Source organism: Streptomyces sp. NPDC097640 (assembly GCF_040302705.1).
Lineage (GTDB): Bacteria > Actinomycetota > Actinomycetes > Streptomycetales > Streptomycetaceae > Streptomyces.
Map to the genome: position 1 here is coordinate 24993 of NZ_JBEOSB010000054.1, position 10991 is coordinate 35983.

At 70.9% G+C, this 10991-nt stretch carries 14 protein-coding genes; 12 read left to right on the forward strand and 2 right to left on the reverse strand.

Annotation, left to right across the window (positions count from 1 at the left end; all coding sequences use genetic code 11):
- Positions 1-55: 55 nt before the first annotated feature.
- The 11 genes from ABTY62_RS46405 (at position 56) to ABTY62_RS46455 (ending at position 9189) form a co-directional block, all read left to right on the forward strand.
- On the forward strand, positions 56-1195 hold the full coding sequence (locus ABTY62_RS46405) for an acyl-CoA dehydrogenase family protein (RefSeq protein ID WP_352135441.1): 1140 nt from the start codon (positions 56-58) through the stop codon (positions 1193-1195).
- Positions 1196-1211: 16 nt separating this feature from the next.
- On the forward strand, positions 1212-1580 hold the full coding sequence (locus ABTY62_RS46410) for a hypothetical protein (RefSeq protein WP_352135442.1): 369 nt from the start codon (positions 1212-1214) through the stop codon (positions 1578-1580).
- Positions 1577-2851 carry an aromatic ring-hydroxylating oxygenase subunit alpha gene (locus tag ABTY62_RS46415; protein WP_352135443.1) on the forward strand — a complete coding sequence of 425 codons (1275 nt, stop codon included), beginning with the start codon at positions 1577-1579 and terminating at the stop codon, positions 2849-2851. Before ABTY62_RS46410 ends, ABTY62_RS46415 begins: the two co-directional genes overlap by 4 nt.
- On the forward strand, positions 2841-3365 hold the full coding sequence (locus tag ABTY62_RS46420) for an aromatic-ring-hydroxylating dioxygenase subunit beta (protein ID WP_352135444.1): 525 nt from the start codon (positions 2841-2843) through the stop codon (positions 3363-3365). Before ABTY62_RS46415 ends, ABTY62_RS46420 begins: the two co-directional genes overlap by 11 nt.
- Complete coding sequence (locus ABTY62_RS46425; RefSeq protein ID WP_352135445.1) at positions 3362-4123, forward strand: SDR family NAD(P)-dependent oxidoreductase; 762 nt, start codon at positions 3362-3364, stop codon at positions 4121-4123. Before ABTY62_RS46420 ends, ABTY62_RS46425 begins: the two co-directional genes overlap by 4 nt.
- A gap of 39 nt (positions 4124-4162) precedes the next feature.
- Positions 4163-5116 (forward strand): PDR/VanB family oxidoreductase, encoded by a 954-nt coding sequence (locus ABTY62_RS46430; RefSeq protein ID WP_352135446.1) that lies wholly within the window; start codon positions 4163-4165, stop codon positions 5114-5116.
- 38 nt (positions 5117-5154) lie between these two features.
- A complete protein-coding gene (locus ABTY62_RS46435; RefSeq protein ID WP_352135447.1) occupies positions 5155-5670 on the forward strand; it encodes a flavin reductase in 516 nt (171 codons plus the stop codon).
- Positions 5667-6866, forward strand: coding sequence for an amidase (locus tag ABTY62_RS46440; protein ID WP_352135448.1), 1200 nt, complete (start codon positions 5667-5669; stop codon positions 6864-6866). The genes ABTY62_RS46435 and ABTY62_RS46440 overlap by 4 nt, the downstream gene beginning before the upstream one ends.
- Entirely contained in the window at positions 6863-7966 is a 1104-nt protein-coding gene (locus ABTY62_RS46445) for a mandelate racemase/muconate lactonizing enzyme family protein (RefSeq protein ID WP_352135449.1), read from the forward strand. Before ABTY62_RS46440 ends, ABTY62_RS46445 begins: the two co-directional genes overlap by 4 nt.
- A gap of 73 nt (positions 7967-8039) precedes the next feature.
- Positions 8040-8894, forward strand: a complete 855-nt coding sequence (catA, locus tag ABTY62_RS46450; protein ID WP_352135450.1) for a catechol 1,2-dioxygenase — start codon at positions 8040-8042, stop codon at positions 8892-8894.
- Positions 8895-8910: 16 nt separating this feature from the next.
- On the forward strand, positions 8911-9189 hold the full coding sequence (locus ABTY62_RS46455; protein WP_352135451.1) for a muconolactone Delta-isomerase: 279 nt from the start codon (positions 8911-8913) through the stop codon (positions 9187-9189).
- Positions 9190-9282: 93 nt separating this feature from the next.
- Here ABTY62_RS46455 and ABTY62_RS47670 read toward each other — a convergent pair whose 3' ends face one another.
- Positions 9283-9495 carry a hypothetical protein gene (locus ABTY62_RS47670; protein WP_502997660.1) on the reverse strand — a complete coding sequence of 71 codons (213 nt, stop codon included), beginning with the start codon at positions 9493-9495 and terminating at the stop codon, positions 9283-9285.
- A gap of 535 nt (positions 9496-10030) precedes the next feature.
- Here ABTY62_RS47670 and ABTY62_RS46465 point away from each other — a divergent pair.
- Positions 10031-10441 carry a hypothetical protein gene (locus ABTY62_RS46465; protein WP_352135452.1) on the forward strand — a complete coding sequence of 137 codons (411 nt, stop codon included), beginning with the start codon at positions 10031-10033 and terminating at the stop codon, positions 10439-10441.
- Positions 10442-10664: 223 nt separating this feature from the next.
- Here ABTY62_RS46465 and ABTY62_RS46470 read toward each other — a convergent pair whose 3' ends face one another.
- A complete protein-coding gene (locus tag ABTY62_RS46470; protein WP_352135453.1) occupies positions 10665-10799 on the reverse strand; it encodes a hypothetical protein in 135 nt (44 codons plus the stop codon).
- Positions 10800-10991: the final 192 nt, after the last annotated feature.

Below are 10991 nucleotides of genomic sequence, written 5' to 3' on the forward strand. Positions count from 1 at the left end.
AGCGTGAAGGGGCGGCGGACAAGAGAACCGCCCCGGAATGCGAGGAGAATCTCCCATGACGCGGACGCCGGCTCCCCCGGAAACACTTGACCAGGTGCTGGCGGTCGTCGCCCAACGGCGGGCCGAGTTCGAGGAGAAGCGGCATGTGCCGCCGGACGTGATCGCCGAATTCAAGCGCGCGGGAATCTACCGGGCCGGGGTCCCGAAGCGCTTCGGCGGGGACGCCCTGCCGCCCGCCGAATTCCTGGCGCTCATCGAGCGCATATCGGAGGTCGACGGCTCCGCCGGCTGGGTCGCCAGCTTCGGCTCGTCCGGCATTTATCTGGCCGCACTCCCCGAGGAGACCCAGGCGCGGCTGTACGCCGACGGCCCCGATGTGGCCTTCGCGGGCGGCCTGTTCCCGGTCCAGCCGGCCGAGCGCGCCGAGGGCGGCTACCGGGTCTCGGGGCGCTGGAAGTTCGCCAGCGGCTGCAAGGGCGCGGACCTCCTGGGGGTGGGCATCAAGCCCGGGACCGGCCGGGACGGCCGGGGCGGCCGCCCGCTGACCGCCGTACTGCGGCCCGAGCAGGTCGAGATCGTCGAGAACTGGGACGTCATCGGCATGCGCGGCACCGGCAGCCACGACCTGGTCGTCGACGGGGCGGTCGTCCCCGAGGAGTGGACGTTCGTCCGCGGCGGCGAACCCACCGTCGACGAGCCGCTCTACCGCTACCCGACGGTCCCGTACGCCGCGCAGGTCCTGGCCGTCGTCGGCCTCGGCGTCGCCCGCTCCGCCCTCGACCGGACCATCGCCGCCGGCGGCCGCGCCGGGTACACCGGGGCGCCCAAGCCCGCCGAGCGCGCCACCTACCGCATCGCGGTGGGCCGGGCGGAGGCCGAGCTGCGGTCGGCGCGCGCCTTCTTCTACGAGGCCACCGAGGAGGCGTGGGCGACCGTGGTGGCGGGCGATCCCGCCACCCCCGGACAGGCCAGTGCGCTGCGGCTCGCCTCCGCCCACCTGGCCAGGACCTCCTTCGAGGCCGTACGGGCCGCGTACCAGCTCGCCGGCATCTCCGCCATCACGGACGGCAGCCCGCTGGAGCGTGCCCTGCGCGACGCCTCCGTCGTGCCGCAGCACGCCTTCCTTCAAGAGGGCGTGTACGACGGCGCGGGCGCGGTCCTCATGGGCGTCCAGCCCTTCGCCGGTTACCTCTGACAGACAGGAGCCCTCCATGCCCGAACCCGCGAACGCCCCGCTCCGCGTGCTGTTCTGCGTCGGCGTCAATCAGAACTTCTTCGACCTGCCCACCGGCCAGGGCAAGACCGTCTGGGACGGCTTCACGGCCATGCTCGCCCAGCTGTACGAGCTGCCCGGCGTGACCGTCCTCGGCACCGTCGACGACGACCAGCACATGGTCGGCCCCTCCGACTCCTGGCCCTGGACCTGCTACGTACTGGCCGATGTGGTCGACCAGCCGACCGTGGCCGCGGCCTGCAACCTCTTCCGCACCGTCCAGGTCGGCGAGCACGGCCTGTGGCGCTATATGAAGATCGAGGCGCGCCTCGGCCGCCCACTGCCCCAGCCGGAGGCCGCCCGATGACCGCGGGTCCGGAAACCCCCGACATCGCCTCGCTGGTCGGCACCGACCGCGTCGCGGGCACCCTCTACACCGACCCGGCCCTCTTCGAACGCGAGATGGACCGGATCTTCCACCGCACCTGGGTGTGGGTGGCCCACGAGAGCGAGATCGCCAAGGCGGGCGACTTCAAGACGGCCTGGGTCGGCCGCCGCCCCGTCATCGTCACCCGGGACCGCAAGGGCGGGATCAACGTCCTGCTCAACCGCTGCCGCCACCGCGGCGCCAGCGTCTGCGAGGCACCCAAGGGCAACGGCAACGGCTTCACCTGCCCGTACCACGCCTGGTCGTACGCGCTCGACGGCACCCTGCGCGGCATCCCCTACCCCGAGGGTTACGAGGATGTCGTCGAGAAGCGGGACCTGCCGCTCCAGCGGCTGAAGGTCGGCAGCTACGCGGGCATGGTGTTCGCGAGCTTCGACCACGGCATCGAGCCGCTGGAGGACTTCCTCGGCGGGGCGCGGCTGTGGATCGACCGCTTCATGAAGCAGGGCGCGGGTTACCCGATCAAGGTGCAGGGCGAGCAAAAGTTCCGCTTCCAGGGCAACTGGAAGATCCAGCTGGAGAACACCACCGACTGGTACCACTTCCCGATCGTGCACCGCTCCTGGATGTCCTCGGTCGACGCCGAGACCGCGAGCATGCTGTCGATCATGACGGACGAGACCGCGGTCACCCACGCCCTCGGCAACGGCCACAGCGTCTCCGTCTCCGTCGCCGAACACGCCGACCTGGACGTCGACGACGGCACCGAGAAGCTTCAGGACCGCTTCGGCCACATCGTCGAGGAACTGTCGAAGGACCTGCCGCCGGAGAAGGTCCGGCGCATCGTCCGCTCTCTGCACGGCGCCGGGTTCAACCTCAACCTGTTCCCGAATGTCGCCATGTCGATGGCGTTCTTCCGCGTCCTGCGGCCGATCTCGGTCGCGGAGACCGAGATCCGGCATGTGGCGCTCGGCCTGGACGGCGGCCCCGAGATCGTCAACCGCGAACGGCTGCGCATCCACGAGCACTTCCAGGGCCCGTTCGGCTTCGGCAGCCCCGACGACGCCGAGGCCTGGAACCGCGTCCAGCGCGGCGTGACCGGCGGCGCGAACCTGCCCATCCTCGTCAACCGCGGCCTCGGCCGCGAGACCCCCAACGACCTCGGCCAGCCCACGTCGCACGCCACCGACGAGACGGGGATGCGGGAGGCCTACGCGATGTGGAAGCGGATGATGACCGATGACAACTGACGCCCCCGGCACGGCCCCGGCGGTCGCGGAACTCCCGCTCGACGACCCGCGCGCCCTCGCCGCCGTCTCCCTGATCTGGCGGGAGGCCCACCTGCTGGACGCCCGGCGCTACCACGAGTGGGACGCCCTGTGGACCGAGGGCGGCGAGTACGTCGTCCCCATCGACCGGGAGAACACGGACTTCGCCGCCACCCTCAACCTGGTCTACGACGACGACCGGATGCGCCGCATGCGCGTCGAGCGGCTCACCGGCGGCCTGTCCATCTCGGCGGCCGCGGCGGCCCGCACGGTGCGCTCGGTCTCGCGGTTCGTGGTCACCGGCCGTGAGGAGGGCGCGCTGGAGGTCTGCTCGGCACAGATCCTGGTCGGCTACAAGCGCGAGGAGACCTTCGTGCTCGCCGCCGACGTCACACACCGGCTCGTCTTCGGGGCGGACGGCCCCCGGATCTCGCGGAAGATCGTGCGGCTGGTCAACTCCGACGACACGGTCACGGCCTCCGGGTTCCTGCTGTGAGCCCGCACGAGGACGGGAACTGGCGGGTCGCGGTCGTCACCGGAGCCGCCCGCGGACTGGGCGCCTGCATCGCGGGACGGCTGTACGACCGGGGCTACCGCGTCGCGCTCACCGACCTGGACGAGGCTGCGGCGGCGAAGGCCGCGGCGGACCTCGACCCGGATGGTGGTACCGCCGTCGGGCTCGCTCTGGACGTGCGCGACAAGGACGCCTTCGCCCGGGTCCGCGACGAGCTGGTCGAGCGCTGGGGCGCCGTCCATGTGCTGGTCAACAACGCCGGACACGCCAAGGCAGAAGCGTTGATGGAGATCAGCCCCGACAGCTTCGAACAGATCGTGTCGACCAACCTCAACGGCACCTTCTTCGGCTGCCAGGTCCTCGGTGCCTACTTCGCCGAGCGGGGCTACGGACGCATCGTCAACATCGCCTCCCTCGCCGGCCAGAACGGCGGCACGGCCACCGGCGGCCACTACGCGGCGGCGAAGGGGGGAGTGGCCACCCTGACCAAAGTGTTCGCCCGCGAACTCGGCCCGCACGGCGTGACGGTGAACGCCATCTCCCCGGGGCCCCAGGACCTGCCGGTGGTCCGCGAGATGGTGCCACCCGACCGGCTTGCCGTCATCGAACAGTCGATGCCGGTAGGGCGGTTGGGGCGCCCGCGGTTCATCGCCGACATGGCCGTGCTGCTCGCCGCCGAGCACGCGGACGCGGTCACCGGAGCGTGCTGGGACGCCAACGGCGGCCTGTTCATGCGCTGACAGCGCCGTCAGCACCACACCCAACGCGAAGGCAGACGGATGTTCACTGTCACCGTCACCGAGACCCACCCCGAAACCGACACGGTCAAGGTCCTCCGGCTCGTCCGCCCCGACGGCGCCCCCCTCGCCCCCTACCCGGCGGGCGCGCACATCGACGTGACCGGCCCCACAGGGATCACCCGCCCGTACTCGCTGTGCGGACCGCCCGACGACTCCGGTGCGTACACCATCGCCGTCAAACGCGAGGAGAACTCGCGAGGCGGCTCCCAGGCCCTGCACGACAAGGTCGAGCGGGGCACGGAGCTGACCATCGGCGCGCCCCGCCGACTCTTCGGCCTCGCCCCACAGGCGGTGAATCACCACTTGGTGGCGGCCGGGATCGGGATCACACCCCTGCTGGCGATGGCCTACGAACTGCACGCCCGGGGAGCCGAGTTCAGGCTGCACTATGTGGCACGGAGCCGGGCCGAGGCGGCCTTCGCCGGGCTGCTGGAGGAGTCCGCCTTCGCCGATCGCGTCGTCCGCCACTTCGGCGCCGGCCGGCAGACGGTGGCCCACGAGCTGACGCGAGCACTCGCAGGGCTTCCGGCCCACGCGCATGTGTACACCTGCGGGCCCCAGGGCTTCATGGCGCAGGTCCGCGCGCTGGCGGCCCGCAGCCTGCCCGAGGAGCAGATCCACTCCGAGCCGTTCCAGGCGGCGACGTCGGCGGACACCGGGGCCGACCACGGCTTCGAGGTCGAACTCGACACCGGCGAAGTCTTCACCGTGCCGCCCGGGAAGAGCATCGTGGACGTGCTGGAGGAGAACGGCGTCCCGCTGGAGACCTCCTGCCGCGAAGGCATCTGCGGGACCTGCGTGCTGCGGGTCGTCGAGGGCGAACCCGATCACCGCGACCACTGTCTGTCGGCCAAGGAGAAGGCGGCCGGAGACCAGATCGCCGCCTGTGTGTCGCGCGCGACGTCACCGCGGCTGGTGGTCGAGCTGTGGTGAACCGGCCCGAACCGAACCAGGAGAGGAGCGGCACCGCCGTGACCCCCGACCAGGCCGACTTCCGGGAGGCGATGGCCCACCTCCCGGCAGCCGTCAACATCCTGACCACGGACGGCCCGAACGGCCGCTGCGGCATCACCGTCAGCGCCGTCTGCTCCGTCACCGACGATCCGCCGACCCTCCTGGTCTGTCTCAACCGCGGCAGCGCCATGCACGGCGTCTTCCGGGCGAACGGACGGGTGTGCGTCAACGTCCTGGGCGGCGAGCAGCAGGAACTCGCCCTGCACTTCGCCGGGGTCACCAAGGTGGCCATGGCCGAACGCTTCACCTGGGACGTGTGGGACCGCGACCAGGCCCTGCCGGTCCTCAAGGACGCCCTGGTGGCCGCCGTCGGGACCATCAAGCACACCGTCCCCATGGGCTCCCACAGTGTGCTCTTCGTCGACATCGAGCAGATCCGCACCCGGTCGGGTGGCCAGAGCCTGATCTACTTCAACCGGGCGTTCCACCGCCTCGACGCCACACCCCTGGTGCCGGAAGGCGCGCGGCCGTGACGCCCCCGCGCACAGCCGCGGTCGACGACGCGCTGCGCCGCCTGGAGAACACCGAGCCCGAGATCCGGGCCTGGGTCCGGGTGGACCCCGACGGTGCCCGCGCGGCGGCCGAGGCGGCCCCGGACGGACCGCTGCGGGGCGTGCCGTTCGGCGTGAAGGACATCATCGACGTGGCCGGGCTGCCCACCGAATGCGGCACCCCGCTGCGCCGCGGGCGGATCGCCACGCACCACGCCTGGCTGGTGGACCGGCTGCGCCACGCCGGAGCGGTCCCTCTGGGCAAGACGGTCACCACCGAGTTCGCGTACTTCCATCCCGGGCCCACCCGCAACCCGCACCATCCGGCCCACACCCCCGGTGGCTCCTCCAGCGGCTCGGCCGCCGCCGTCGCGGCGGGCGTGGTGCCGCTCGCCTTGGGTTCGCAGACGGCCGGTTCACTGACCAGGCCCGCCTCCTACTGCGGAGTCGCGGGGTACGTAGCGCCGGTCGGCGCCTGGTCAACGCGAGGCTTCACCGGGCTCAGCCCGAGCCTGGACGCGCCAGGACTGCTCGCTGCCCGAGTGTCCGACCTGGGCGGGGCCGTCGAGGCCGTGGACGGCACCCGGACCGAAGAGCCGGAATCCCTGCGGATTCTGGTGTGGCCGGGCACCGAACTCACCGCCGTCGACCCGGCGATGCTGAGCGCCCTGCACCGCACCAGGCAGGCGCTGGCGGCCTCCGGGGCGGCGACGGACGACCTCGGCACCCAGGCGGCTACCCCCGCGCTCGCCGACGGACACGCGACGGTCATGGCCTACGAAGCGGCCCGTTCCCTCGCCGCCGAGCACTCCGAGCACCCGGGGGCCCTCAGCACACACCTGCGCGATCTGCTGGACCGTGGACACAGCACACCCGAGGCCGACTACCGGGCGGCCCTGGAGACCGCCCGCACCGCCCGTGCCCGCCTGCTGGACCTGCTGTCCGACGCCGACGCGATCCTCGGCCCCGCCGCCCCCGGGCCCGCCCCGCACGGTCTCGGCGCCACCGGCACGCCCGTCCTCAGCCGCCCCTGGCAACTCCTCGGCCTGCCGGTCGTCACCGTCCCCGGCCACCGCGACCCGCACGGCATGCCGCTCGGCCTCCAACTCGTGGGCCACCCCGACCGCGTGGGCCGGCTGCTCGGGGCCGCCCTCAGAGCCGAGGAGGCCATCCGGTGAAGATCGCCGCGATCGAGGCCATTCCCTACGCGATCCCGTACACCAAGCCGTTGCGCTTCGCCAGCGGCGAGGTGCACACCGCCGAACACGTCCTCGTCCGCGTCCACACCGACGAGGGGCTGACCGGGGTGGCCGACGCCCCGCCCCGCCCCTTCACCTACGGTGAGACGCAGACCTCCGTGACCGGCGTGATCGGGCAGATCTTCGCCCCCCAGCTCACCGGCATGGACGTCCTCGCCCGCGAGCGGATCCACGCCCGGCTGCACCGCACGGTGGGCAACCCGGCCGCCAAGGCGGCGATCGACATGGCCCTGTGGGACATCGCGGGACAGTCGCTGGGGCAGCCGGTCAGCCGGCTCCTCGGCGGCTGGGCCGACCGGATGCGGGTGGCCCACATGCTCGGCTTCGACACCCCGGAGCGCATGGCCGCGGAGGCCGAGCGGATGCGGGACACCTACGGCATCACCACCTTCAAGGTGAAGGTCGGGCGCCGCCCGGTCCGGCTCGACATCGAGGTGTGCCGGGCCCTGCGCGACGCACTGGGCGACGAGGCCGAGCTGTACGTGGACGGCAACCGCGGCTGGACCGCCTCCGAGTCGGCGGCGGCGCTGCGAGAGCTCGACGCGATCGGCATCACATTGGCCGAGGAGCTGTGTCCCGCCGACGACGTCCTGGGCCGCCGGTGGCTGGTGCGCAACAGCCCCGTGCCGTTCGTCGCGGACGAATCCGCCACCACGCCCGCCGAGGTGACCCGCTCGCTCCTGGACGGAGCCGCCACCGCGATCAGCGTCAAGACCGCCCGCACCGGCTTCACCCACTCCCAGCGCGTGCTCTTCCAGTGCGAGGGGATGGGCGCCGAGGTGGTCATGGGCAATCAGATCGACGGCCAGCTGGGCACGGTGTGCACGGTGGCCTTCGGCGCCGCCCACGCCTCGTCCGCGCGCCGCCCCGGTGAACTCTCCAACTTCCTGGACATGAGCGACGACCTGCTCACCGAGCCGCTCGCCATCGTCGACGGCGTGCTCGCCGCACCGGACCTGCCCGGCCTCGGTGTGGCGATCGATCCGGAGAAGCTCGACCGCTACCGCCAGGACCGCTGACACGCCCGTCCGACCGAGATCCCTTCCGCCCCTCAACCCGAACCTCCCCGACCCGACAAAGGAGTCGCCCGCCATGTCCGATGCCACCGTCAAAGCCACCGCTGCCGCGTCCGGCGCCTCGGCCACGGAACGCTTTCTGACCGACAAGACCGCGACCTCCGCCCCGCCCGCCGACACCGAGCGCGTCCACACCCTCGCCACAGAGATGATCACCGCCGTCCATGACATCGTCCGCCGGCACCAGGTGACCTACGAGGAGTACAACGCCCTCAAGTCGTGGCTGATCTCCGTCGGCCGGGACGGAGAGTGGCCGCTCTTCCTGGACGTCTGGGTCGAGTACGTCGTCGAGGAGGTCGCCACCGCCACCCGCCGGGGCAGCAAGGGCACGATCGAGGGCCCGTACTACGTCCCCGGCGCCCCCGAACTCCCCAGCGTCTCCACCCTGCCCATGCGCGAGGAGGAGGCGGGTACCGAGCTCCTTTTCCAGGGGCAGGTCACCAGCGCGTCCGGCGAACCCCTGGCCGGTGCGCGGCTGGAGATGTGGCAGGCCGACGACGAGGGGCTGTACTCGCGGTTCGCCCCCGGCATCCCGGAGTGGAACCTGCGCGGCAGCGTGGTCGCCGACGACCAGGGCCGGTTCGCGGTCACGACGATCCAGCCCGCCCCGTACCAGATCCCCACCGACGGCTCCTGCGGACGGCTCATCTCCGCCGCGGGCTGGCACGCCTGGCGCCCCGCCCACCTGCACCTGAAGGTCTCCGCACCCGGCCATGCCCCGCTCACCACCCAGCTCTACTTCAAGAGCGGCGCATACGTCGAGGACGACGTGGCCAGCGCGGTCAAGCCCCAGCTGGTGATCGCCCCCCTGCCCACCCGAGACGGCGGGAACGAGGTCACCCACGGCTTCGTTCTCGACCCCGCCTCCTGACCGACGGGAGACCACCATGCTCTTCGCCGTCCACATGACCGTGAACCTCCCGCCCGACCTGGACCCCGACATCCGTGCCACGACCCTCGCCGCCGAGAAGGAGTACGCCCAGCGGCTCCAGCGCGGCGGCGAGTGGCTGCACCTGTGGCGCTGCGCCGGGCAGTACGCGAACCTCAGCGTCTTCGAGGTCGCCGACAACGACCGGCTCAACGAAATCCTGTGGGGACTGCCACTTTTCCCCTACATGGTCATCACCGTCACGCCGCTCGCCCAGCATCCGTCCGCGCTCCACTGACATTCAGCGGAGCGGCGCAATCCCGCTCCGCCACTTCGCACAGCGCAGCCCCACTCCAAGGGGCTGCGCTGACGAGACGGCAGGCGCCGAACCCTACGTTCGGCCTGGTGTGAAGCGCGCTTCTACCTGATGAGTGGGAAGCGCGTGAGACGGAAGCGATTCTGGTGCGGGACGCGTACCGGAGATGTCCACCGCCCAGTGGACCTCGTCTGCCAGGTCCAGGATCTCGCCGAGCGCGGTCAGGATCGCCGTCTCGTTGTTGTCGATCTTCTTCGGCCACAGGGCTAGGCCGACCTCGTCGACCATCGTGGCCCAGCGATGCTTACCAGGCGTGGTGCGCCACGTTCGTGTCCTGCTGTTCCCCGCACCCGCGGGGATGGTCCTGGACCAGATCTGCGCCGGCCAGCCGCCGCCGGCTGCTCCCCGCACCCGCGGGGTCAAAGTCGTTGCAGCGGCTCGCGTCACTCGAAAGAGGGATTCGTCGTCCGGCTGCGCCTCGGTGGCACCGGCTGGCGCGTAATTAGGCGGGGTGTGTGCTTCTTGGGCTTCGTATGGCGGTGCAAGTCTCTGAACGGGCCGCTACAGTCTGATACGGGTGGCTGCGGAGAGTAGCCGCTGGGCTGGGGGTCAAGGGGTCGCAGGCTCAAATCCTGTCGTCCCGACCAGCGTTTCCGCAGGTCGGAGGCCGTTTCCGCGGGTAGCGGGGGCGGCCTTAGCCGTTTCCGGGCTGGGAGCAAGTGGGAGCCCTCTGGGAGCCCTCGTGCTCCCAACTCGCAGACGTGTCAATGGTGTCCGATTCGTCCGTCAGGTCGAGGACCTGCCTGCGCGGTACACAGCTCTGGTGAAGGGGCGCCGGGGCGATGAACGGCATCCGGGGCTGGCCTGGAACGTCGCGGCCTACGTCAGTCACGTCACCGACAACCTGCGCAACTGGGCCGAGCGGCTGGCCGGGGCGAGGCTCACCGGCATGCGCCGGGTCCCCGGCTATGACCAAGACCTTCTGGCGCAGGCCCGCCACTACAACGACGTCTCCCTGGCAGGTGCCTTGTGGTCGCTCCAGCGGGCGGCCGACGCTTGGGTGGACTCGGTAACCGCCGCGCTGGAGGAGGAGGTGATTCTCGAACATGCCGATCGTGGGGTGCAGCGGGCCGAGGATGTGGCACGCAACAACGCCCATGATGCCGCCCACCACGCCTGGGACATTGAGCGGATCTTGGCTCTGGCTCACGTCGGTGAGCTGACCAGGAGTTGAGAGAGGGTAATTGTTCTTCAAGGACGAATCCAGAGCCGGATGGCGGCCACGGTAACGGTGACGTGGGGTACGTAGGAGCGCTTGTCGGCCCTCGGTACTGGCGGGGGTGCGTATTCAAGTGTCGCCAGTTCTGGCGCTTGGGAGATGGGGCAGTGACTGTGCGCGTTCGCCGGGAGGCAGGGGTTGCGTATTGGCAGGGCCGCAGGAGCCTGACAGCAAGGAATCACGGAGCGTGGTGGAGCTTGTTGTAGGCCCTTTCGTCGAGTTCTCGCAGGCCGGGCGTCGGGCGAGGCTCGATGAGTCTTTCCAGCATGAATCCGGCGATCAGCAGCTCGTTCAGGAACGTTCCCAGCGGCATGCGCTGGTAGTGGACTTGTGCCGCTCGAAAAGTCATCGCTGCATGTCATGCCGCGTATCTGTACTCGTTGATGAGGCCGCCGAGGATCCGGGTGCGTAGGACTTTGCCGGTGCTGAGGCCATGCGCCGGTTGTTCGTGGACGTCGGGTGGTAGCTGGTTGCGGGCCTGGTGGGGTCGGTGTTCGTTGTAGTG

Bases quoted from the DNA above. Each gene is read 5' to 3' on its own strand.
- ABTY62_RS46405 (WP_352135441.1), top strand. From the start codon at position 56: ATGACGCGGACGCCGGCTCCCCCGGAAACACTTGACCAGGTGCTGGCG.
- ABTY62_RS46410 (WP_352135442.1), top strand. From the start codon at position 1,212: ATGCCCGAACCCGCGAACGCCCCGCTCCGCGTGCTGTTCTGCGTCGGC.
- ABTY62_RS46415 (WP_352135443.1), top strand. From the start codon at position 1,577: ATGACCGCGGGTCCGGAAACCCCCGACATCGCCTCGCTGGTCGGCACC.
- ABTY62_RS46420 (WP_352135444.1), top strand. From the start codon at position 2,841: ATGACAACTGACGCCCCCGGCACGGCCCCGGCGGTCGCGGAACTCCCG.
- ABTY62_RS46430 (WP_352135446.1), top strand. From the start codon at position 4,163: ATGTTCACTGTCACCGTCACCGAGACCCACCCCGAAACCGACACGGTC.
- catA (WP_352135450.1), top strand. From the start codon at position 8,040: ATGTCCGATGCCACCGTCAAAGCCACCGCTGCCGCGTCCGGCGCCTCG.
- ABTY62_RS46455 (WP_352135451.1), top strand. From the start codon at position 8,911: ATGCTCTTCGCCGTCCACATGACCGTGAACCTCCCGCCCGACCTGGAC.
- ABTY62_RS47670 (WP_502997660.1), bottom strand. From the start codon at position 9,495: ATGGTCGACGAGGTCGGCCTAGCCCTGTGGCCGAAGAAGATCGACAAC.
- ABTY62_RS46470 (WP_352135453.1), bottom strand. From the start codon at position 10,799: ATGCCGCTGGGAACGTTCCTGAACGAGCTGCTGATCGCCGGATTCATG.